21 protein-coding genes are annotated in these 20,790 nt (G+C 63.6%); 3 read left to right on the top strand and 18 right to left on the bottom strand.

Annotation, left to right across the window (positions count from 1 at the left end):
• Positions 1-215: 215 nt before the first annotated feature.
• Entirely contained in the window at positions 216-1,079 is an 864-nt protein-coding gene (locus tag ACQZ60_RS04760; RefSeq protein WP_031233370.1) for a MipA/OmpV family protein, read from the top strand.
• A 131-nt stretch (positions 1,080-1,210) separates the two neighbouring features.
• Here ACQZ60_RS04760 and ACQZ60_RS04755 read toward each other — a convergent pair whose 3' ends face one another.
• The 18 genes from ACQZ60_RS04755 to ACQZ60_RS04670 all read right to left on the bottom strand — a co-directional run bounded on the left by ACQZ60_RS04755 (position 1,211) and on the right by ACQZ60_RS04670 (position 20,052).
• Positions 1,211-1,636: a thiol-disulfide oxidoreductase DCC family protein gene (locus tag ACQZ60_RS04755; protein WP_031233369.1), complete on the bottom strand. Its 426-nt coding sequence runs from the start codon at positions 1,634-1,636 to the stop codon at positions 1,211-1,213.
• Positions 1,637-1,809: 173 nt separating this feature from the next.
• Complete coding sequence (locus ACQZ60_RS04750; RefSeq protein WP_035263154.1) at positions 1,810-3,219, bottom strand: sensor histidine kinase; 1,410 nt, start codon at positions 3,217-3,219, stop codon at positions 1,810-1,812.
• Positions 3,220-3,228: 9 nt separating this feature from the next.
• A complete protein-coding gene (locus tag ACQZ60_RS04745) occupies positions 3,229-3,987 on the bottom strand; it encodes a response regulator transcription factor (protein WP_031233368.1) in 759 nt (252 codons plus the stop codon).
• Between the two features lie 301 nt (positions 3,988-4,288).
• Positions 4,289-5,857 carry a Do family serine endopeptidase gene (locus tag ACQZ60_RS04740; RefSeq protein WP_020808643.1) on the bottom strand — a complete coding sequence of 523 codons (1,569 nt, stop codon included), beginning with the start codon at positions 5,855-5,857 and terminating at the stop codon, positions 4,289-4,291.
• A 156-nt stretch (positions 5,858-6,013) separates the two neighbouring features.
• A complete protein-coding gene (locus tag ACQZ60_RS04735) occupies positions 6,014-6,481 on the bottom strand; it encodes a cytochrome c-type biogenesis protein (protein ID WP_269830692.1) in 468 nt (155 codons plus the stop codon).
• A gap of 26 nt (positions 6,482-6,507) precedes the next feature.
• Positions 6,508-8,499 (bottom strand): heme lyase CcmF/NrfE family subunit, encoded by a 1,992-nt coding sequence (locus tag ACQZ60_RS04730; RefSeq protein WP_448734833.1) that lies wholly within the window; start codon positions 8,497-8,499, stop codon positions 6,508-6,510.
• The gene (gene ccmE, locus ACQZ60_RS04725) at positions 8,496-9,008 is read right to left on the bottom strand and encodes a cytochrome c maturation protein CcmE (protein ID WP_448734832.1); all 513 of its coding nucleotides are present in this window, start codon (positions 9,006-9,008) and stop codon (positions 8,496-8,498) included. Before ccmE ends, ACQZ60_RS04730 begins: the two co-directional genes overlap by 4 nt.
• Positions 9,005-10,168 carry a c-type cytochrome biogenesis protein CcmI gene (gene ccmI, locus ACQZ60_RS04720; RefSeq protein ID WP_448734831.1) on the bottom strand — a complete coding sequence of 388 codons (1,164 nt, stop codon included), beginning with the start codon at positions 10,166-10,168 and terminating at the stop codon, positions 9,005-9,007. Before ccmI ends, ccmE begins: the two co-directional genes overlap by 4 nt.
• Positions 10,169-10,329: 161 nt before the next feature.
• Positions 10,330-10,758, bottom strand: a complete 429-nt coding sequence (locus tag ACQZ60_RS04715; RefSeq protein ID WP_031233367.1) for a membrane protein — start codon at positions 10,756-10,758, stop codon at positions 10,330-10,332.
• A 105-nt stretch (positions 10,759-10,863) separates the two neighbouring features.
• A complete protein-coding gene (locus ACQZ60_RS04710) occupies positions 10,864-12,264 on the bottom strand; it encodes a sensor histidine kinase (RefSeq protein WP_065654175.1) in 1,401 nt (466 codons plus the stop codon).
• Positions 12,254-12,925 carry a response regulator transcription factor gene (locus ACQZ60_RS04705; protein WP_003509815.1) on the bottom strand — a complete coding sequence of 224 codons (672 nt, stop codon included), beginning with the start codon at positions 12,923-12,925 and terminating at the stop codon, positions 12,254-12,256. The genes ACQZ60_RS04710 and ACQZ60_RS04705 overlap by 11 nt, the downstream gene beginning before the upstream one ends.
• A 94-nt stretch (positions 12,926-13,019) precedes the next feature.
• The gene (locus ACQZ60_RS04700) at positions 13,020-13,274 is read right to left on the bottom strand and encodes a hypothetical protein (RefSeq protein ID WP_003497070.1); all 255 of its coding nucleotides are present in this window, start codon (positions 13,272-13,274) and stop codon (positions 13,020-13,022) included.
• Positions 13,275-13,411: 137 nt separating this feature from the next.
• Complete coding sequence (locus ACQZ60_RS04695) at positions 13,412-13,618, bottom strand: hypothetical protein (protein WP_035262738.1); 207 nt, start codon at positions 13,616-13,618, stop codon at positions 13,412-13,414.
• Between the two features lie 34 nt (positions 13,619-13,652).
• Entirely contained in the window at positions 13,653-17,462 is a 3,810-nt protein-coding gene (locus tag ACQZ60_RS04690) for a baseplate multidomain protein megatron (RefSeq protein ID WP_448734830.1), read from the bottom strand.
• A gap of 15 nt (positions 17,463-17,477) precedes the next feature.
• Complete coding sequence (locus ACQZ60_RS04685) at positions 17,478-17,912, bottom strand: C40 family peptidase (RefSeq protein ID WP_269827945.1); 435 nt, start codon at positions 17,910-17,912, stop codon at positions 17,478-17,480.
• Complete coding sequence (locus ACQZ60_RS04680) at positions 17,909-18,793, bottom strand: DUF2163 domain-containing protein (RefSeq protein WP_448734829.1); 885 nt, start codon at positions 18,791-18,793, stop codon at positions 17,909-17,911. Before ACQZ60_RS04680 ends, ACQZ60_RS04685 begins: the two co-directional genes overlap by 4 nt.
• Positions 18,790-19,428 carry a phage distal tail protein, Rcc01695 family gene (locus tag ACQZ60_RS04675; RefSeq protein WP_448734828.1) on the bottom strand — a complete coding sequence of 213 codons (639 nt, stop codon included), beginning with the start codon at positions 19,426-19,428 and terminating at the stop codon, positions 18,790-18,792. Before ACQZ60_RS04675 ends, ACQZ60_RS04680 begins: the two co-directional genes overlap by 4 nt.
• A 42-nt stretch (positions 19,429-19,470) precedes the next feature.
• Positions 19,471-20,052, bottom strand: a complete 582-nt coding sequence (locus tag ACQZ60_RS04670; RefSeq protein WP_020808632.1) for a phage tail tape measure protein — start codon at positions 20,050-20,052, stop codon at positions 19,471-19,473.
• Between the two features lie 112 nt (positions 20,053-20,164).
• Here ACQZ60_RS04670 and ACQZ60_RS04665 point away from each other — a divergent pair, with 112 nt between their 5' ends.
• Together ACQZ60_RS04665 and ACQZ60_RS04660 are read left to right on the top strand one after the other, a co-directional pair.
• Positions 20,165-20,392: a DUF4160 domain-containing protein gene (locus ACQZ60_RS04665; protein ID WP_031233366.1), complete on the top strand. Its 228-nt coding sequence runs from the start codon at positions 20,165-20,167 to the stop codon at positions 20,390-20,392.
• Positions 20,385-20,789, top strand: a complete 405-nt coding sequence (locus tag ACQZ60_RS04660; protein ID WP_020808630.1) for a DUF2442 domain-containing protein — start codon at positions 20,385-20,387, stop codon at positions 20,787-20,789. Before ACQZ60_RS04665 ends, ACQZ60_RS04660 begins: the two co-directional genes overlap by 8 nt.
• Position 20,790: the final 1 nt, after the last annotated feature.

The raw sequence follows: 20,790 nt of genomic DNA, 5'->3' as shown, positions 1-20,790 counted from the left end.
CCCGAAACGTCCCTCCCGCCGCACCTCTCGGAATCCTCCCGGCGCGCACATCTGGCGTTGTAACAAATGCAGGCCGCTTTGCGATCATAAAACCGCCGGTGGCGATGTTTTCCAAAGCGCCGTACCCCGTAATGTCTCCGCAATTGTGCCCGCGTAGCGTCAACCTCAACGAAACCCGACTCCCCGGTTTTCCAACGCTCGGTGTTGCAACGGATATGATCATGAAACAGATTTTTACAGCGAAATTGCAAAAGAACCTGCGCGCGATGGCCCTTTGCCTGACGACGCTGCCCATGGCGCAGGCCGTCTGCACCCCCGTTTTTGCCGCCGATATCGGCAAATCGGACCGGGTGGCCGATCCGCAGGGCAATTTCGACAATGCCCGCTACAGCAGTTCCAGCGACTGGAAGATCACGCTCGGTGTCGGTGCTGCCTACGCCCCGAAATATGAGGGTTCGGACAAGCTGGAAGCAGGCGCCGTGCCACTGGTTTCCATCGAATATGGAGATACGCTGAGCATCGATTTCAGCGGCGTCACCGTCAACCTGCTGAACCACAACGGTTTCAGGCTGGGTGTGAAGGGCGGCTGGGAGGCCGGGCGCAAGGAAAAGGACGACAGGAAAAACCTGCGCGGAATGGGCGATATCAAGGCGGCCGGCGTGGTCGGCGGCGTCATCGCCTATGGCGTGGACCCCTTCGAAATCTACGCCAAGGTGGACAAGACCATCGACGGCAGCGAAGGCCTGACCGCGACCATCGGCGCCAGCGTCTCGCACAAGGTCGACCAGTTCATCCTGGGCGCCGACCTCTCCGCCACCTGGGCGGACGACAAGCACATGAAATCCTATTTCGGCGTCACCTCGGCCCAGTCCGCCCGCTCCGGCCTGCGCCGCTTCGACGCGAAATCAGGCTTCAAGCGCATCGACGCCAGCGCCTCCGTCACTTACCTCCTCACCGAGAACTGGTCGATCACCGGCGCGGGCGGCGTCGGCTTCCTGCTGGGCGATGCCAAAGACAGCCCCCTGTCGAAGAAGGATATTCAGCCGTTTGCGATGGTGGGCGTCGCTTACACGTTCTGAACCGCGAGCAGGAGAACCGCGCGGCCACGGATGCGCGCTCGGCCACGTCCCCAATGAGGAAAGGGCGTCCCTGCCCTCACGCCTCCTCACCCGGTGAAGCGCCGCAAGGCGTTTCACCGGGGCCGCCATGCTTAGAGTATTCTGTCCCGGTACTCCGGCGGTGCTACCCAGCATTCTTCGCGTTTTCCGAACCAGCGGTAGCGATTGCGGGCGACAAAGCGATAGACGGGATCGCGCAGGAATGCGGGAACGATGCGTAATATGGTGACCAGCCGCCAGGGCAGGCCCAACGCTTCATATATGCTCAGCACGGCATCGCTGTCCTGCCGCACCCTGCCGCCCTCCACGACCAGCATGCTGACCGGATCTTTCGGGTCCATGCCGCAACGTCGGTAAATTTCCGCGCCGATATCGCCCTGCATGGATGCCAGGCGGAAATATCCGGCCCTGTCATGCCGCAGCACGAATTGCGCATTCACGGAGCACAGCACACATTCCGCATCGAACAAAATGATCGGGCCGTGCCCGTCGTCGGTCAAGGGAACCGTAGCTGCCACCCGTCACACATCCTTTCGTCCATCGCACGCGATTTCCGAATAGAGCCATTGCCGTCAATCAATCGGACTATTCTTCAGATCATCTTGCAATACAATCTTGAAAAACAGTCATTTTCCGGATGGCGAAGACTTTGCGCACAAATCCTGGTGAGCGGCATCGTCAGCCGCGATGCCTAAGCCTTCGAGACGGGAAACACCATCGAAACGGTCAGCCCCGGGCAGGCGGTATTCGTGGCATCCGTGTCCGACAGCATCAGCGATCCGCCATGCAGCTCCATCACGGCCTCCACCAGCGACAGGCCGAGCCCGGTTCCGGGTTTCGAGCGGCTTTCATCCAGCCTGACGAAGCGTTTCAGCACCTCGCCGCGTTTGTCAGCGGGAATGCCGGGGCCGTGATCGGCGACGGAGAGCACAATGGCCTCCGGCTCCCTTGCCAGACGCACAACGAGCTTTTTGTCGCCTTCGCCCTCGCAGGCATATTTCATGGCGTTGTCGATGAGGTTGGAGAGCGCCTGGCCGATCAGCTCGCGGTTGCCCTTTACCGACAGGTCAGCCTCTATTTCGGCCTCCAGCACAAGCCCGGCATCCTCGGCCACCGGCTCGTAGAGTTCGGCGCTGTCGGCTGCAATCGCCGAGACGTCCACATCGGTCATTTCTGCTGCAATTGAACCTGCCTCGACGCGGGAAATCATCAGCAGCGCGTTGAAGGTGCGGATAAGCTGGTCGGATTCGGCGATGATGCCTTCAAGGGCAGCGCGCCGTTTCGTCTCGTCATTGTCGTCAAGCGCTGCGGCCGCCTTGTTGCGCAGTCGCGTCAGCGGCGTCTTCAGATCATGGGCGATATTGTCGGAGACCTGCCGCAGGCCTTCATTCAGCTTTTCGATGCGGCCGAGCATGGCGTTGAGCGAGCCGGACAGGCGGTCGAATTCATCGCCGGAGCGGCCCTGCGGCAGGCGCTGCGAAAGGTCGCCCGCCATGATCTTCTTGGTCGCCGCCGACATGCGGTCGATGCGTTTCAGCGCGTTGCGGCCGATGCCGAACCAGATGAGCAGCGCGCCGCCGCCCATGATGGCGAGCGCCACCATCAGCGCGTTGCGCACCAGCGCCCGAAACTTGGTGGGTTCGCCGAGGTCGCGGCCGATCAGGATGCGCAGGCCATTGTCCAGCATGAAGACATTGGCGGTGGCCAGATGCTGCACGCTGTCGCCGCTTTCGGAGTAACGCTCGTAACGGAAAGGAAAACCGGTCCAGCCTTCCTTGTCGAAAACGCCCGGCTGCACCGAAGCGACGTTGCCGGCAAGGATTTCGCCATTCGGCCCGGCGATGACGTAAAGGCTCGCCCCCGGCTGGCGGGCGCGGCGTTCCATCATTCGCAGCAGCGGATTGATGCCGCCGCGATTATAGATGCGCTGTACATCCGAGACTTCCTGCAAGACGGCATCGCGCGTCTGCTGGTTCAGCAGCCGTTCGGAAAGGGCAGTGACATAGAAGACCAGAAAGGCGGCGCAGAGCGCAAACAGCAGAATATAGAGCGCCGAAAGGCGCACCGCTGTCGACCGGAAGACTATTCTGAGGCGGGCCATTTTCGCCAATCAGCCCTCGTCCTTCATCATGTAGCCAGCGCCACGAATGGTCTTCAGCAGCGGCTTTTCGAAGTCCTTCTCGATCTTCGAGCGCAGGCGGGACACATGCACGTCGATGACATTGGTCTGCGGGTCGAAATGATAGTCCCAGACGTTTTCGAGAAGCATGGTGCGGGTCACGACCTGACCGGCATTCTTCATCAGATATTCGAGCAGGCGGAATTCGCGCGGCTGCAGCAGGATTTCCTTGCCGTTGCGGCGAACATCGTGGGACAGCCGGTCGAGTTCGAGATCGCCGACCCGGTAGATCATGTCCTGCTCGGGTTTGCCCTTGCGGCGGCCCAGCACCTCGATACGGGCGAGCAGTTCGGAAAAGGCATAGGGCTTCGGCAGATAATCGTCGCCGCCGGCGCGCAGGCCGGTGACGCGGTCATCCACCTGCCCCAGCGCGGAGAGGATCAGAACCGGCGTCTCGATGCCGCGACGGCGCAGCTCGCTGATGACGGAAAGCCCGTCACGGCGCGGCAACATGCGGTCTATCACCATCACGTCGTAAGCGTTCTCGCAGCCCATGAACAGGCCGCTCTCACCGTCGCTCGCATGGTCGGCGACGATCCCGGCTTCGCGGAACGCCTTGGTCATATAGGCCGCAGCCTCGAGGTCGTCTTCAATGACAAGAATCTTCATGTGCGGGACAATAGCGCCCTCGCCCTTTTCCGCACAACCGGAAACAGATGCGACAGACATTTCCTGAACCTTGTTTTCCATGAGGTTTCCTCCGAAGACCTGGCCTTGAAGCACCATCGCGCTTCAAGGCGGAACAATCGCCTATGGATCAGGCGGGCGCCGCTTGTTTCTTCTCCCCGCCGGGGAGAAGGTCGCGGCAGCGGGATGAGGGGGCAAGGCCAGAGATTTACCGAGAGGTTCCCCCCTCATCCGACCCTTCGGCCACCTTCTCCCCGGCGGGGAGAAGAAACGGGCCGCAACGCCCTGCCATACTCAACCGCCCCATCTCAAGAGCGCGATGCGACGCCGGCTCCCGAAAGAACCGGCATCGCCTTTCAGCCTATCAACCCTGGTCGATATCCAGAGCGATGAAGCGGCTGCCATCGTCCGTCTGGATCTGGAACAGCGCCTTGGAGCGTCCGTCCTTCTTGGCCTGTTCGAGAATCTTCTCGATATCGGCGGCGGAAGCGACCTGCTGGTTGTTGACCGAGGTGATCTTCTCACCCGTCTTCAGGCCACGGGCGGCGGCATCGCTGTCGGGGTCGACATCGGTGATGGCAAGGCCATTGCCGTCATCGGCGGGCGCAACCGTCAGGCCGAGGCTGGAGAGCACCTTCTCGCTGGAGGACTGGCCGCCCTTGTCGTCGTTCTGGGCAGGTGTCGCCTTGGAAGCATCGTCGCTGGCGAGATCGCCGAGCGTTACCGTGACAGGCTGCGACTTGCCGCCGCGCCACAGCGAGATTTCAACCTTGGTGTTGGGCGCCATGCCGCCGATGCGGCGCGACAGGTCGCGGGCATCCTTGACGGGCTCGCCATTGACGGCGGTGATGATGTCGCCCTGCTTGATACCGGCCTTGTCGCCCGGCGAGCCGGCCTGCGGCGAAACGACGAGTGCGCCGCTGGCTTCGGAAAGGCCGAGCGATTCGGCTATATCCTTGCTGACGGGCTGGATCTGCACGCCGAGCCAGCCGCGTTCGACCTTGCCGTCCTTCTGCAGGTCGGCGATCACGTCCTTGGCGACCGATGCCGGAATGGCGAAGGCGATGCCGACATTGCCGCCGGAAGGCGAGAAGATGGCGGTGTTGATGCCGACGACTTCGCCGTTGAGGTTGAAGGCGGGACCGCCCGAGTTACCGCGGTTCACGGCGGCGTCGATCTGCAGGTAGTCGTCATAGGGGCCGGAGCCGATATCGCGGCCACGGGCCGAGATAATGCCGGATGTCACCGTACCGCCGAGGCCGAAGGGGTTGCCGACGGCGACGACCCAGTCACCAACGCGGATCTTGCTGTCATCGGCGAACTGGACATAGGTGAACTTGCGGTTCACATCGACCTTCAGCAGTGCCAGATCGGTGCGCGGATCGCGGCCGACGAGCTTGGCATCGAGTTCGGTCCCGTCATTCATCACAATCGTATAGGCGGAGCCGTCATCGACGACGTGGTTGTTGGTGACGATGTAACCGTCTTCGGAAATGAAGAAGCCGGAGCCCTGAGCGACGGGGCGCAGCGGACCCTTGCCGTCACGGTGGCGGTTCGGGCCACGGTCGGAGCGATCCTGATTTGGGCCGCCGAATTCCTTGAAGAAGCGCTTCAGCGGGTGGTCGTCCGGAAGCTGGTCGAGGCCACGGCCACCGAAATTGAAGGAGAAATTGCTGGAGTCATCGGAAGCGGGCTGCACGTTCGACTGTACGCGAACGGAGACGACGGCGGGCGACACCGCATCGACCACATTGGCGAAGCTTGGAACCTGCGGCGCATTCACCTCGACGGGAGCGGCAAACGAATGGAGGATCGGTGCGGCGATGCCGGTGGAAAGCATCAGCGCCGCAAGGCCGCCAACGGTCGTGGCCTTCAAAGCCGTCTTCAGCGAGGCCGTCTTCAGCGAGGAACGTCCGTTTTGCGAATGAGACATGGTGTACCTTCTTTCTTCATTCAGACTGGAGCCCGTTTGACCGGGGGAGAAGCGGTGGATGATGAAGATATAGGAGGCGACACCTTACGGCGAAGTGTCTGACGAATGAAAAATCCGTAATGTTGAAAAAGAACCGGGGAGAAAAATGAAAACCGGTTATTTTTCAATGAGATTGCGAATTCGTTCTTCTTCGTCCGCACTCAGTTTCTGCGGCTGTTCCTGGGTGGCGCGACGGCGCGAAAACACGAAGACGGCGAAAATTCCCGCAAGGGTGAGACCGATGGGCGCGCCCCACAAAAGCACGGTGCGCAGGCTGAGGCGCGGTTTCAGGAGCACGAACTCGCCATAGCGCGACACGACATAATCGATGACGGCCTTGTCGCTGTCGCCCTCGACCAGCCGTTCGCGCACCAGAACCCGCAGATCACGCGCCAGCTCGGCATTGCTGTCGTCGATGGACTGGTTCTGGCAGACCATGCAGCGGAGCTGAGACGTGAGGTTGCGGGCGCGCTGCTCCAGCACGGGGTCTTTCAACACTTCGTCCGGATTGAACGCGAAGGCCGGAGAGGCTGCAGCGAAAATGAGGGTGAGAAGAAGAGCAAGCCTTGCCACTCTCTCCCTCATTCCTGTTCCCCGGAACAAGGCCACACTCATTCCGCCGCCTCCGGCATTGCAGCCCGCACCGGCTTCGCCTTGCGGTTCGGCGCACCCACCCGCAAACGCCTGTCCGAGAGCGAGATAAAACCGCCCGCCATCATGAACAGCGTGCCGCCCCAGATGCACAGGATGAAGGGTTTCCACCAGATGCGCACCACCATGCCGCCATCGGCCATGGGGTCACCCAGCGAGACATAAAGCTGGCTGAGGCCGAAGGTCAGGATGCCGGCTTCCGTCGTCGGCATGCGTCGCGCGGTATAGAGCCGCTTGGACGACCAGACATCGGCCACCTCCACCCCCGCCTTGCGCACGGTGAAATGGCCACGATCCTCGGTGAAATTCGGGCCGACGGCGTGGCGGACGCCATCGAAGGTCAGGCTGTAACCGCCCGCTTCCGCCGCCATGCCCTCTTTCATTTCCAAGACCGTCTCGGTCTCGAAAGTGGTGACGATGACGATGCCGAGCACGGTGATGCCGAGCCCCATATGCGCCAGCGCCGTGCCGAAGGCCGAACGCGGCAGGCCCTTCAGGCGGCGGAACGCAATACCGAAGGCGAGCTTGCCGAAATTGGCGCGATACCAGAGATCGGCGAAAGCGCCGAAGATCAGCCAGAAACCGGCGGCGATGCCGAGTGCGGCCAGCACTGGACCGCCATTTTCGATGTACCAGAGCGTCAGCCCGGCAAGGGCTGCAAGCGCTGCGGCCACATAAAGCCGCTGGAAGGCTCCGAGAAGATCGCCGCGCTTCCAGGCGAGCATCGGCCCGAAAGGCGTGACGATCAGGATCGGGATCATCAGCAGGCCGAACGTAAGATTGAAGAAGGGCGCACCGACAGAGATTTTTTCGCCCGTCAGCGTTTCCAGAATGAGCGGATAGAGCGTGCCGATCAGCACGGTCGCCGTGGACACAGTGAGGATGAGGTTGTTGAGGACGAGCGATCCTTCGCGCGAGATCGGCGCGAACAGGCCGCCGGCCTTCAGGGAAGGTGCACGCCATGCGAAAAGCGCGAAAGCGCCGCCGATGAAGACGGTCAGAATGCCGAGAATGAAGATGCCGCGGCTGGGATCGGTGGCGAAGGCATGGACCGAGGTGAGCACACCGGAGCGGACGAGGAAGGTGCCAAGCAGCGAGAGCGAAAAGGTCATGATCGCCAGTAGCACGGTCCAGATCTTCAGCGCCTCGCGCTTTTCCATGACGAGCGCCGAATGCAGCAGCGCGGTGCCGGCAAGCCATGGCATAAAAGAAGCGTTTTCCACCGGGTCCCAGAACCACCAGCCGCCCCAGCCAAGTTCATAATAGGCCCAGTATGAGCCCATGGAGATGCCGGCGGTCAGGAAGGTCCATGCGGCGAGTGTCCATGGCCGCACCCAGCGCGCCCAGGCGGCGTCGATGCGTCCTTCAAGCAGCGCCGCAACGGCAAAGGAGAAGCAGACGGAAAAGCCGACATAACCGAGATAGAGCAGCGGCGGATGGATGGCGAGGCCGAAATCCTGCAGGATCGGATTGAGGTCCTGCCCCTCGGCGGGAACCGGCTCCAGCCGCAGGAACGGGTTAGAGGTGAGCAGGATGAACAGCAGGAAGGCGACGGAAATCCAGGCCTGCACGGCAAGCACATTGGCTTTGAGCGTTTCCGGCAGGTTGCGGCCGAAGGCGGCGACGAGCGCGCTGAAAAACACCAGAATCAGCAGCCACAGCAGCATGGAGCCTTCGTGGTTGCCCCAAACGCCGGTCAGCTTGTAGAGCATCGGCATCAGCGAATGGGAGTTTTCCCAGACATTGCGCACGGAAAAATCCGAGACGGCATAGGCTCGCGTCAGCGCCGCGAAGGAGAAGGCGACCAGCAGGAACATCAGGACCGAGCCGAGCGAGGCGACATCCATCAGCGCCCGGTCGTTACGGCGCGCGCCGATGACCGGCAGCGTCGAGACGATCAGCCCCACACCGAGCGCCAGAACCAGAACATAATGGCCGATCTCGTTGATCATCTGGTCGCTCCGGTCTTGTCGGAAGAAGGTGCGCTGGCCGCTGGCGTTGCGGCGGGTGGTTCTTCGCCGTCTCCGGCATGCTGCCACAGGCCCTTGTCCTTCAGCCGGTCGGCCACTTCCTTCGGCATGTAGTTTTCGTCGTGCTTGGCCAGCACGCTGTCGGCCACGAAACCGTGGGTCGCAGCATCGAACATGCCTTCGGTCACCACGCCCTGCCCTTCGCGGAAAAGATCGGGCAGGATGCCGGTATAGCGGACCGGCACGTTCGCTTCACCGTCGGTCACCGTGAAGCTCACCGTGCGGCCCTCGCCGCGCTTGATCGAGCCTTCCGCCACCAGCCCGCCAAGGCGGATGCGGGTGCCGGGATTGACGGGCGTTTTCTCCAGATCGGCCGGCATGTAGAAATAGGCAATGGACTGGCCGAAGGCGAACATGACCAGCAGCACGGCTGCAACGATGAAGCTCATGCCACCGCCGATAATTGCCAGACGTTTCTGTTTGCGGGTCATTGCGTCACTCCCTGCGGCGCGGCATCCTGCTGCCCGTTCATGCGGATCGGTCCGGCGGAAACGCCCAGTTCCTTCGCCAGCGCCAGAAGCTGCCTGCCCTGCTCGCCCTCCGGCGGGAAGGCCTTCAGCCCCGCCCGCAGGGCCTCTCCAGCCTTGGCTTCGTCCTTCAGCACGGAATAGGCACGGACAAGCCGCATCCACCCTTCGAAATCGGCCGGGTTTTCCTTCAGCTTGGCGTCGAGGCTCGCCACCATACCCTCGATCATCGCCTGCCGGTCGGTCGCTGTCATGTCTTTCGCAGCCGCCATGTCCTCAGCGGTCGGGCCGGGTGCGGCAGGGGTCGCCGCGCCGCCGGTCCGGGCGATATGTTCGCGCACCAGCGGCAGCCACGGCGCACCGGCCGGTGCATCGGCCGCCAGCGCGGTGAAGGCGGCGCGCGCTTCCTCGGCCTTGCCGGCCTGTTCCAGCGACAGCGCCAGATAGAAACGGGCGCGCGGATTGCCGGGCTTCAGCTCTTCGGCCTCAGCAAAAGCAGCACGCGCGGCCTCTATGACGATGCCGTCATTGCCGGCCACCAGCGTTTCGCCAAGGCCAGTCAGCCGTTCCGGGCTCGGTCCCAGAATACGAAGCGCATTGCGATAGGCAAGCTCGGCATCGCCAAGCCGTAGTGTCTTGAAATAGATCGGCGCGAGAATATCCCAGCCGGCGCCGTCCTCCGGGTTCTGCGCCAGATGCCGTTCCGCCCGGGCGACCAGCAGGTTCATGTCGTTGCCGGGCTTTTCAAGACGCGCCTCGAGCGGCATGTCCGGCACTTCCGGACTGCCGTTCCAGATGTAAAGACAGAGACCGAGCGCGGGCAGCAGAACCGTGATGAGGCTGGCGGCGAGATTGTGCCGGCGCGGCCGGGTTTCTTTGCCGGATTGATCTTCCGCTTCGGCGGCGGCCAGAAGCCGGCGGCCGATTTCGGCGCGGGCATAATCCGCCTCGGTGTCGCCGATGAGGCCGGCGGCGCGTTCGCGGTCCAGTTCGGCCAGCTGATCGCGATAGACGGCGACCTCACCGTCGCGGCGCGTCTGCGGCGCCTCGGTCTTCCGCATCAGCGGGTACATCAGGACGATGGCGACAGCCGCCGTCAATATCGCAACGACAATCCAGAACATAAGGCTCAATTACTCGAATGCGCGGCACATGGAAACATGAAGCGCGGGGATGACGTGAATTTGAGACATCACGCCGCACCGCAGGCCATCTCCCGGCTGCACCGCCATGCCTCTTCTTGTCATCGCAAAGGGCCCGTGACCTTGATTTACGTCAAACTATTTCAAGTCAGCGGCGACCAGCTTCCATCGGCATTGCGGCAGGCCGCACCGCGCGCCCTGGTTTCGCGTCCGTCGACCGTCAGGGTGTGGGAATATTGCCGGCAATTCTGGTTGCCGACCTGATAGGGCGCATTGGCGACCACCTGCCCCTTGGCGTCATCGCCGGTCCACGACACAGGCGTGCCGACGGGGGCCGTTTCCAGCGCCTTGTATTCGGCTTCCAGCGCCTTGGTCTGGTCACCCCTGTCAAGCTGCACGCCGCTTCTCCCGACGATGCCGCCTTCCAGATTGGCAAGGAACGGCGTCGAGGGCTGTGCAGAGCGGCCGAACAGGCCGCCGCCCGCCGGGCGGGTGCCCGTGGTGGTGCAGGCGCTCAGCATCGATACGCACAGGATCGAGAGAAGTGCCGGGCGTGACACCAGCGAACGCATTGTCACGGAGCGGCAGCCATCATACACGTCAACCAAACCCTGTCCTCTTTCCTACCGCATTGCACCCAATATAGTGCCATTGAATTTCTTGCCTTTTTTCTTGCCTCACGCAAGCTCTTTCGAAAGGCCCGGCAAAATCAGATCGGCTTTCAGCCCGCCGATGGCGCTGCGCGACAGCGAAAACCGGCCATGGTACTCTGACACCACCTCGGAAACGATCGACAATCCGAGGCCCGTGCCCGGCCGGCTCTCGTCCAGCCGCCGCCCGCGCTTCATCGCTTCGCTGATCTGTTCCGGCTCAAGCCCCGGCCCGTCGTCCTCCACCGTCAGCTCCACCCAGGAGCGACGGGCGATTTCCGCATCGGAGGATGGATGCGTGCCGGCCGCAAGCGTGATGACCACGCGCGTCTGCGCAAAACGCGCGGCATTTTCCAGAAGATTGCCGACGACCTCTTCCAGATCCTGCTGCTCCATGCCGAGTACCGCGCCGGGTTGCTCGAAATTCAGCACGAACTGCTTGTCGGGGTTCAGGCGGCGCATCACGCGCACCAGCCGCTCCAGCGCCGGCTCCGCTTCCACGCGGGCAAGGATGGAGCCGCGCTGGGCGGCGATGCGGGCGCGGGAGAGATAGGATTGCACCTGCGCCTGCATGGCGTCCGCCTGCGCGCGCACCAGATCGCCATGCTGCGGCTCCAGCGTGCGGGCCTCGTTCAGAAGAACGGCGATCGGTGTTTTCAGCGAATGCGCGAGATTGCCGACCTGCATGCGGGCGCGCTCCACGAGGCGGCGATTGCTGTCGATCAGCGCATTGACCTCATTGGCAAGCGGCTGGATTTCACGCGGGAATTCACCTTCGAGGCTTTCCGCCTCCCCGCCCCTGATCTTGCCGAGCGCCACGCGAGCCTGATCGAGCGGCCGCAGACTGTAGAGAATGGCAAGACCGTTGACGACGAGACTGCCGACACCGAAAACGGCGAGCGCCAGATAAAGGCTGTTGGAGAAATCGCGCACATCGTCTTCCACGACGTTCAGATTGCCGGAGACACGGAAACGCGCCGCGCGCCCCTCGCCATCCAGCACCACTTCCGTTTCCGCCACGCGCACCTGATTGCCGGCCTCGTCGGTGACGGCATAAAAGCGCTCATAGCGGTTGTCGAAGGGCGCATCGAGAATGCTCGGCACCGGCAGGGTGGAGACGCCGAGCGACGATGACACCAGTGGCGCGGTCTGGAAATTGCCGAGCGGCTCGACAACCCAGTACCAGCCGGTATCGGGTTGCGAAAAGCGCAAATCGCCGAGCTGCGGGCTGCCGGCCAGCGTGTTCTCGTTGGAAATCGTCACGGAATTGATGACGTTATAAAGCTGCGCTCTCAGAAGATCGGTGAAGCTGCGCTCCACCCCCTGCCGGTAAAGCGTCGAGATCACGACGGCGATCACCACCAGCGCCAGCACCGACCAGAGCGAGGCGAGCAGCAGAACGCGGGCGGTGAGGGAATTACTTCGCATCTGCCGGCGCTTGCATCCGGTAACCGAGACCGCGGATCGTCTCGATCAGATCAACCCCGAGCTTTTTGCGCAAACGGCCGACAAACACCTCGATGGTGTTGGAATCGCGGTCGAAATCCTGATCGTACATATGTTCGACCAGCTCCGTGCGCGAGACGACCTCGCCCATGTGGTGCATCAGATAGGACAGGAGCCGGAATTCGTGCGAGGTGAGCTTCAGCGTCGTGCCGTTGACGGTCGCCTTGGAAGACTTGGTGTCGAGCCGGACCGGTCCGCACACCAGTTCGGAAGAAGCATGGCCGGCGGCGCGGCGGATGAGCGCGCGCACGCGGGCAAGCACTTCTTCGACATGGAAAGGCTTGGTGACGTAATCGTCGGCGCCGGCATCGATGCCGGCGACCTTGTCGCTCCAGCGGTCGCGGGCGGTGAGGATGAGCACCGGCATGGCCTTGCCGGCCGCACGCCATTTTTCAACGACGGTGATGCCGTCGAGCTGCGGCAGGCCGATATCGAGGACGATGGCGTCATAGGGCTCGGTATCGCCGAGATAATGGCCTTCCTCGCCGTCGAACGCCTGATCGACGACATAACCGGCTTCTTTCAGCGCATCGGTCAGCTGACGATTGAGATTGGCATCGTCCTCAACAACGAGAATACGCATTGTCCGCCCTTTCCTGTATCCCGGCCCGCAGGCGCGTCGCCGGTCATGCTAAATGTGTCGGATTGTTTTCCGATATTTCGGCGATGCGGGCAAGCTACATCGGCACGCGCATCGTCACCTTGCGCGGGCGCTCGCCATTGCCCTGGACGAGAACGGTGACGACACAGGACTGACCGTCACCGGAAGGATAGACCGAAAGCAGCTGACCGCCGGTTTCGCGCACGACGCGGGCGACGGCTGCGCCGCAATCGCTCGCCGCCAGAATGTAATGGCCCTGCAGATCAGCCTCGGGCGCCGTGAAACCGGAAAGCCCGGCTGCAAGCGTCGCGATGATGAGAGGTGATGCCATTCTACAAACTTCCAAAAAACCGGGTGCGTCTCGAACCGTATTCTGACCGAATATGTAGCGCAAAGCGTCTGAATGGCAAATGAATGCCGCCCCCGCCGCGTGGGCGCCAGGCGGGAACGGCGTCGTCGCGGGCGCTGTCAGCGAATGGCGCTGGTCGCCGAAAGACGGCCGTAAAGTGCGACCAGACCACCGATTCCGCCCGCAACCGTCACCAGCCCGTCCGCAAGTTCTCCTTGCAGACCGGCGGGCAGATCAAGGCCGGCGATGCTGAAAAGCGGTGCGAAAACCGCGACCAGGGCGCCCCAGATCGTTCGTGATTGATACCATGCTTTGGTACTGTCCATAGTCTCATCCTTTGCGTTGTTTTTCAGGCACATGTCAGATCGGGAGGATGGTCTCAGCCACCACGCCCGAGGGCACCGCGCGGCCGAGCATTCGGACACGCACGGAAATGTGATCCCGTAAAGCCGGGAAATCTGTGAGTTCGTCCGCGGCGGGGTAAAACCAGAAGGGTTGTGAAACCTCCGCCATGCGCCGCACGGTCTCACCGTCCAGCACCTCGATGCGATAAAGCTCGAAGGGCTCGTCCAGCGGGATGTCGCTCGCATCCCAGCTATCGGCCTCCACCCGGCCCCGGCGTTTCCACCTGATGAAAACGCCGTCGCCGCGCCGCTCGGCGGCAAGATGCACCGGCGCGAGCGGTGTCAGCGCCCGCAGGCCGCCCTCGAAGGCAAAAGGACCGCTCGGCGCGCCCGCCATTCCGGCGGCTTCCGCGATCCAGTTCAGGCGTCGCCCGCGCTCGCTCGCAGCAAGACCGAGCGGCTGTACCGCCGCATCCAGAACCACCACCGGCGCACCTTTCGGCGCGCCTGCGGCGAGCGCGTCTTCCGTGCCGGCGAGCCCCCGCAGAAGAGCGGAAAGCCGCCAGCGTGCGGGTGCGATTTCCTCGGCCTTTGCGAAGGCGACGATCTCCCACACGCCGTTCGCCGCCTTGATGGCAAGACGGTTCTCGCCGTTCAGCACCGAAAGCTCCCCGGCCGACGATATCTCGCCGAAGGGCAGATCGACGAGGATTGTGTTTTTCCGGTCGAAACGGCCGGAAGGGCCCGATGTTAGCGGCATTGCCAGCGCGCCGATCATCGCCGGCCGGTCCAGCAGCACGCGCTGCCGGTAGCCTTCCCTGCCCGGCGACGCGGAAATGACGATTGGCCGCCAGGGCTTTGCAAGCGCCGCAATCCGCGCCGAATCCTCCGGCGCGGCGCCGTCATGGTAGGGCAGATCGAGAAACAGCATCTCGGGCGCGAAACCTTCCGCTCCGCTTGCGCCGCTGCTGCGCCGTTCTTCCGCGCCGCCGGCAAAGACCGGAGAGGCCGCGGAAAAGGCCCGCGCCTCCACCTGCCGCACCGCGCCGTCCTCGATCCGGCTGACCAGAAACCGCCCTGCCGGCGCCTGCGGAAAGGCCCCTTCCGGCAGGCGGATACAATCACCCGGTTCAAGCGCGATATCGCAAGGCGGCAGAGCAAAGCGCAGGCTGCGCCGCGCCTGCCGGTTGTCGCGCAACAACGCCTCGACGGCGGCTTCCGCCGTTTCCGCAGGCAGGGCAGCGTTGAGATCGAGCCGCATCACCCGGCTGCCGGCATTGTCGATGCGGCGGGACCGTACACTTGCCTGCTCGTAATCCAGCGCCGGGTTGAAAGACGTCAGCACGGCTTCAGCCGCGAAATCGCTGTCATGGCCACGATTTTCCGACCAGAGCGGCTCGTCTTCCAGATCGGTCAGCACGGCAATATCCCGGACCGGCAAGACCGCCGTATTGCGGGAGCGGAAACGCAGGGTTCCGCCATCTTCCGTCACATCCACCTGAAACGCCGCCATCAGCGGCTCCAAGAGGTTGCGGGCCGAGGTCACGTCGCCCTGCACATAACCTCCCAGATCGCCGCTGACGGCGGAAACGTCGAAGTCTGAAAAGCCGTGATCGGTGAGGATGGCGGCGATGGCATCGGCGAGCGTTGCCGTGCCCAGCCTCCCGTTCAGCCAGTGGCCGGTGCGCCAGTTCGCCCCATCGCTCCATGCCGCGCCATTCTGCGGAAAGGCGGGGAAAGGCCGTGCATCCCAGGTCCACAGATAGACCCGGTTTGCATCGACCATCGCCGCATCGCCCTTTCCCCAATGGTCGAGATGCGCTTCCAGAAACCGCCGCTGCTGGCTGTCGGCGCGGTTGCGGCGGGAAAAATAGGGAAAAGCGTTTTCCGCCGATTTCGGATCTGGAAAGACATTGGGGCGGGTCGCGCTCTTGTCCACCGCCGGGCAGCCGAGTTCGGTGAACCAGATGGGCTTCGAGCGCGGCGCCCATGCCGTAGGCGTGGTTTTCTGGGTTCCTCGCACTCGGTCGTAATGGAGGTTTCCCCACCAGTTACGCAAGTCCTTGTAACGGAACACCCACGGCTTGCCCTTCAGCCCGTCGGTAATCGGCGTGCGCCGCCGCGCGGCGCGGTCCGCATCGCTGGCATAATACCAGTCGAACCCCTCCCCCGCCGTAATAGTGCGGCGGAAGGCGCTCACATCGTCCGGGCCGGTCATGCCGTCCGGATTGCCGTTTGCGGCATCCTCGTCGCGCCAGTCGGAAAGCGGCATGTAATTGTCGATGCCGATGGCGTCGATATTCGGGCTCGCCCAGAGCGGATCGAGATGGAAGAACACGTCGCCCGAGCCGTCCGCCGGCTGGTGGCCGAAATATTCGCTCCAGTCCGCCGCATAGGTCAGCTTCACCGCCGGCCCCAATATCGCCCGCACCTCGCCCGCCAGCCGCAGCAATTCCCCGACAAAGGGAAAGGCGTCGTTCTGGTCCCTGAGCGACGTCAGCCCACGCAGCTCCGAGCCGATCAGGAAAGCATCCACTCCCCCCACCTGGGCCGCCCGGGCCGCCAGCGCCGCATAGTGCAGCACCATACGGCGATAGCCTTCATCGCGGTTGCAGAAGGCGGAAACCTGCGCCCTTGCGCCCGCGCTGCGATCCGCAGAGCCGGCCCTGCCGGGTGCGGGAAAGCAGGTGATGCGCCCGCGCCAGGCATAGGCGTCCTGCTCGCTTTTGCCATAGGGGTCCGGCAGACCATTGCCGATGGGAACATCCATCATCACGAAGGGGTAAAGGCACACCCGAAGGCCGCGCGCCCTGAGATCGGCTATCGCCTGCAACACGCTTTCGTCGTTCGGCGTGCCGCCATAGGCCGGGCCGCCGCCATGATGGCTGACAGGATGCGCCTCATCGCGCGAAAGGCCGGCGACGGACCATGGCATGGTTTCCCCATCCCGGCCGGCCACTTCCACGCCCGGCAGAATGCGGCATTCCCCCGCCCGCGTATCCGTGCCGAACCAGCTCACCACCAGCGCCACGCTCTCAAGATTGGGGCACAGATCCAGCAACTCGTCGATCGCAGCACCCCAGTCGGTCGAAGCGGTCAGGCCGTTGCGGTTCATGATGCGGCTTTGGCCGATCCCGGTGCGTTCGCAAACCTGCGCGGGGGCGTAACCGTGCTCGGTGGCGCCCGGAATGACGGTGATGGCGCGGATGGATTTTTCCAGCCGGCCGACCGGCCGCACCACTTCGAACTGCATGAGCGGAATGCGGTTGCCGAAGCCGTCGAGCGGCAGGCGTTCGAACACCACATAGGCCAGTCCGCGAAAGGCCGGCGCATTGCCCGCCCCCTGCTTCGCCTCGATCAGCGGGTCGGGCAATTGCGTCTCGCTGCCGGGATAAAAGCGCATCTCCACGGCACTCAGGTCCAGCTCCCGCCCATCGGCCCAGACGCGCCGCACCCTTGCCGCCTCGCCTTCGCACAGGCCGATGGCAAAGCTGGCGTAATACCGAAAGGTCTCCACTTTCGGGCCGCGATTGCCCTTGCCGCCACGCCGCTCCACTTCCACGCTTTCTTCGAAACGCGTCGCCCAGATCAGCGTGCCGCCGATCCGCGCTGCGCCATAAAGCCGGTTGATCGCCGCTCCCTCATCCGCGCCGGGAATGCGCGCCGTCGAGAGCCGCGCGCCCGTTACCGTCCGCCCGTTCGAAAGCAGCGTGCGGTCGATGGCATTGCCCGCCAGCGCCCCGGCCGCCCGGCCGATTACAGCGCCCAAAGGACCGAAAATGCCGCCGAGTGCCGCGCCCGCTGCCTGAAAAACGATTGTCGCCATGCTTGCCTCGAAAAATCAGGGATCGGGAAAACGGAAGACGCCGGCGATGCGCCGCCGCCAGCCGGGTACCAGCGCCGACCGCACCACCGCCGCCTGTTCATAGGCATGGATGAAATGCTGCGGACCGGCCAGAATGCCGAGATGCTTGGCCGCCGCATCGGCCCGCCAGCGGAATAGCAGCAGGTCTCCCGACCTTGCCTCTTCCAGGCCCGCCACCGCCGAAAAATGGCGTTTTGCGGCTGCCATCAGCCGGTCCTCACCGCCGCGTTCGGCCCAATCGGGCGCATAGGGCGGCGGCAATTCCGGTTCGTGGCCGTAAAGGTCCCGCCAGATGCCGCGAATGAGGCCGAGGCAATCGCAGCCGACACCCTTCAACGAGGCCTGATGCCGATAGGGGGTGCCGATCCAGCCTTCGGCGAGCGCCAGCACTCTTTCGCCGGGATCGCTCATGAAAACAGCGCCCCGCCGTCGTGGCTCTCGCCGCCCGCCGCATAGGAATAGGCGAAATCCGCCCCCGGCAGATGCGGAAAGCCCCGGAAATTCAGATGATTGCTGAATTTTGCCCGGCAGGTGGAAAAACTCTTGTCGCAGCCGGCGGTGACGGAAAACGTATCTCCCGGCAAAGGCGGCTGTTCCGGCGGCAGCCAGAAGGACAGAAGCACCCCGCCGCCACGCCGCTCCTGCCCGTCGAGATCGAACCCCTTGCCGGCGAGCGGGCCGGTCAGAAAACGCAGTTTTCCCCGGCTGAAAAAACCATCGGCAAAGGCATCGAGCCCGGAGACGAGCAGTCCGCCCGAGGCGTCCACCGCCGCGACGCTGCCATGCCCGGTAAAGCGGGCCAGATCGACACCGCAGCGCCTGTCGCCAAGGGCGGCATCGCAGCGCCGCCCATAGACCCTGCCCTGCGGCTGGCCGAGGCGATGCGCAAGGCTGCGCAGCTCGGCGCGAAACGCCCCGCCGGCCCGCGTCACCTCACCGATCTCGCGCCTGTTCAGCAGCACATGCTGGTCAGGCGCCTGCCAGTTGACGAGGAAAAGCTCCACCCTCGCCCCATCGAAACGCCCGGCGGCCAGATCGCCCTCCGCAATCGCCTCGCTCGAAAAACCGCCGGCCACCTCCCCGGCGCCTGCGCCCAGCCCCGTTTCGCCGTCGCTATCGCTGGCCGAAAAGCCGCTGGCGGCAAGGTAGGAGGTGCCGGCAAACGATATCGTCTCGTCATGATCGGTAAAACCGATCACCGCACCGTCCTTCAGTGTCACCTTCCAGCAATGGCATGTGGTCGTCGCATCTTGCCCGAGATGCCCGGCAAGGGCGGCGGGAATGGTTTTCATGGCAGGATTTCCATCAGTGGAATGGAGGGAATGCGGCCCGCCTCGAAAGCGGTCAGGTTCACGTCGATACGGTCGATCCCGAAGCGGACCGGCACGTCGAATTCGAAACCGGCGCGGATCGCGGTGCCTGCGGGCGGCACCCACCCCGCACGGAACACGATCATTCCGGTTACATGATCGACCGCCACATCAGCCGCTTCGACCTTCACCCCCTCGACCGAAACCATGACCGAGCCTTCGACCGGTTTCTCGATCCGCCGCAAGAAGGAGCCGCCGGCATCGGCATAGGTCTTCCGCAACTGAAAACCCGCTGTCACGCCGTCGCCGGTGCCGATCCTCTGATCGGTCGCGGCGGGCGTCTCTCCCGGCGGGCAGGATTTGAAATCCACCGGATCGCGAAAACGAAAGCCGTAAAGCTCGCCGCGCCGCGCCTCGAAAAAAGCGAGCACCTCATAAAGATCGGCGACGGAGCGGATACCGGATCCGGCGTCATAGCTACGTCTGGCGTTCCTCCAGCGCTGGTTGCGGCTTTCGCGGCCATTGGACAGGTTGACGATATCCGTCCGCCTCACCGGGCCGCCGCTGACGCCGAGCGCGAGCCGCAGCGGAAACCGCACTTCATGAAATGCCGCCATGTCGTTGTTCCTGGATTCTTTTCGGTGGTCTTGAAACGTGGGTCACAATCCGCGCTGGCCGCGCCCGACGCTGCGCGCCAGCATGGCGGCGATCTGGCCTTCGCTTTTCCGAAAGCTCGCAGCATCCGTCGCCGTCACGTTAAAAACGATCTGCGCCCCGCCGCCGCCGGACGGCGCGGCAACGCCGAGAGCACCATCCGAACCGCGCTTCAGCGGCAGGATCGCTTCCGCCCCCGCCTCGCCCATCAGACCAAGTCCGCCGCCCATCGGAAAAAAGGCGGGGCTGGAAACGACGCCGCCATCGGCAAAGGGCGTGATGCCGCGTCCCGGCACACCGCCATCGGCAAAAGCGAACAGCGAACCGCCGCCGTTCAAAAGCCCGCTGACGGCATTGCCGATCATGCCCTCCAACGGTTTCAGACCGGCCGAAAGTGCGATGCCGGACAGCCGCTGCCCTAACCCGCGCAACACATCGTCCAGCCCTTTGCCGCCCGCCGTCGCCGCCTGCAGGGCCGAGGTCAGGGCCGCGCCGAACCGCTCGGACCGGCGCTCAAGATCGCCCATCACCTCGGACAGCGCCTCCGCCTCTTCCCGGTTCTCCGCCATCGATCCTTCGCCCGCCATCGCGCTTGCCTTTCTGATTCAACCGAGGAATGCATGGTGCTGAAACAGCTCTCAAAAACCGCTGCTTCAACCCACACTCTTTTAAAACCCAACTTCTTGGGTTATGGTTCTCATGGTCACGGTTCTCCGCCAGCATGGCATGCGTTTTGTCATCTACACGGCCGATCACGAGCCGCCGCATGCCCATGTCTATGGAGAGGGTGAAGCCCGTATCGACATCGTCAGCCTCGTCGTTCTCACACAGGGCGGCATGTCGGACCGGGATGTGCGGCGCGCCGTCGCCGTCATCGAGGAAAACCGGAAGCTGTTTATGGAAACCTGGAGACGATATCATGGTTGAGGTCAGCGATGCCGAACTCGCCGCCGCCAAGGAACGCTGGCAAAAAGAGCGCGCCGAGCGCCCCATTCCGGTTTCCGTGCGTTTCGAAACGGCCTCGGCCCGTGTCATCGTCGATTTCGCCAACGGCGCCTGCTTCATGTTCCCCGCGCGAGCGCTCGAAGGCTTGCAGGACGCGACCGCCGAACAGCTTGCGGATGTCGAACTGCTCGGCGAGACGGGTCTGCATTGGGAAACCCTCGATGTCGACTATACGATCAGCGGCCTGATGAACGGTATTTTCGGCAGCCGCACATTCATGGAAACACAGCGCAAGGGCGGGCAATCCCGCTCTCCGGCCAAGACGGCAGCCAGTCGGGCGAACGGTGCCAAGGGCGGCCGTCCGCGAAAAATGCCCTGAC

This window comes from Agrobacterium sp. 22-223-1 (assembly GCF_053522385.1).
The sequence above is the reverse complement of the archived record's forward strand: the minus strand, read 5'-3'. Positions and strand labels throughout refer to the sequence as shown.

What these genes read in the sequence shown, in the direction of transcription:
- ACQZ60_RS04690 (WP_448734830.1), bottom strand. Translation starts at nt 17,462, where the DNA reads ATGGCGACAATCGTTTTTCAGGCAGCGGGCGCGGCACTCGGCGGCATT.
- ACQZ60_RS04670 (WP_020808632.1), bottom strand. Translation starts at nt 20,052, where the DNA reads ATGGCGGGCGAAGGATCGATGGCGGAGAACCGGGAAGAGGCGGAGGCG.
- ACQZ60_RS04760 (WP_031233370.1), top strand. Translation starts at nt 216, where the DNA reads ATGATCATGAAACAGATTTTTACAGCGAAATTGCAAAAGAACCTGCGC.
- ACQZ60_RS04740 (WP_020808643.1), bottom strand. Translation starts at nt 5,857, where the DNA reads ATGTCTCATTCGCAAAACGGACGTTCCTCGCTGAAGACGGCCTCGCTG.
- ACQZ60_RS04665 (WP_031233366.1), top strand. Translation starts at nt 20,165, where the DNA reads ATGGTCACGGTTCTCCGCCAGCATGGCATGCGTTTTGTCATCTACACG.
- ACQZ60_RS04680 (WP_448734829.1), bottom strand. Translation starts at nt 18,793, where the DNA reads ATGAAAACCATTCCCGCCGCCCTTGCCGGGCATCTCGGGCAAGATGCG.
- ACQZ60_RS04685 (WP_269827945.1), bottom strand. Translation starts at nt 17,912, where the DNA reads ATGAGCGATCCCGGCGAAAGAGTGCTGGCGCTCGCCGAAGGCTGGATC.
- ccmE (WP_448734832.1), bottom strand. Translation starts at nt 9,008, where the DNA reads ATGACCCGCAAACAGAAACGTCTGGCAATTATCGGCGGTGGCATGAGC.
- ACQZ60_RS04715 (WP_031233367.1), bottom strand. Translation starts at nt 10,758, where the DNA reads ATGCGTTCGCTGGTGTCACGCCCGGCACTTCTCTCGATCCTGTGCGTA.
- ACQZ60_RS04735 (WP_269830692.1), bottom strand. Translation starts at nt 6,481, where the DNA reads ATGAGGGAGAGAGTGGCAAGGCTTGCTCTTCTTCTCACCCTCATTTTC.
- ccmI (WP_448734831.1), bottom strand. Translation starts at nt 10,168, where the DNA reads ATGTTCTGGATTGTCGTTGCGATATTGACGGCGGCTGTCGCCATCGTC.
- ACQZ60_RS04750 (WP_035263154.1), bottom strand. Translation starts at nt 3,219, where the DNA reads ATGGCCCGCCTCAGAATAGTCTTCCGGTCGACAGCGGTGCGCCTTTCG.
- ACQZ60_RS04675 (WP_448734828.1), bottom strand. Translation starts at nt 19,428, where the DNA reads ATGGCGGCATTTCATGAAGTGCGGTTTCCGCTGCGGCTCGCGCTCGGC.
- ACQZ60_RS04705 (WP_003509815.1), bottom strand. Translation starts at nt 12,925, where the DNA reads ATGCGTATTCTCGTTGTTGAGGACGATGCCAATCTCAATCGTCAGCTG.
- ACQZ60_RS04745 (WP_031233368.1), bottom strand. Translation starts at nt 3,987, where the DNA reads ATGGAAAACAAGGTTCAGGAAATGTCTGTCGCATCTGTTTCCGGTTGT.
- ACQZ60_RS04700 (WP_003497070.1), bottom strand. Translation starts at nt 13,274, where the DNA reads ATGGCATCACCTCTCATCATCGCGACGCTTGCAGCCGGGCTTTCCGGT.
- ACQZ60_RS04730 (WP_448734833.1), bottom strand. Translation starts at nt 8,499, where the DNA reads ATGATCAACGAGATCGGCCATTATGTTCTGGTTCTGGCGCTCGGTGTG.
- ACQZ60_RS04660 (WP_020808630.1), top strand. Translation starts at nt 20,385, where the DNA reads ATGGTTGAGGTCAGCGATGCCGAACTCGCCGCCGCCAAGGAACGCTGG.
- ACQZ60_RS04710 (WP_065654175.1), bottom strand. Translation starts at nt 12,264, where the DNA reads ATGCGAAGTAATTCCCTCACCGCCCGCGTTCTGCTGCTCGCCTCGCTC.
- ACQZ60_RS04695 (WP_035262738.1), bottom strand. Translation starts at nt 13,618, where the DNA reads ATGGACAGTACCAAAGCATGGTATCAATCACGAACGATCTGGGGCGCC.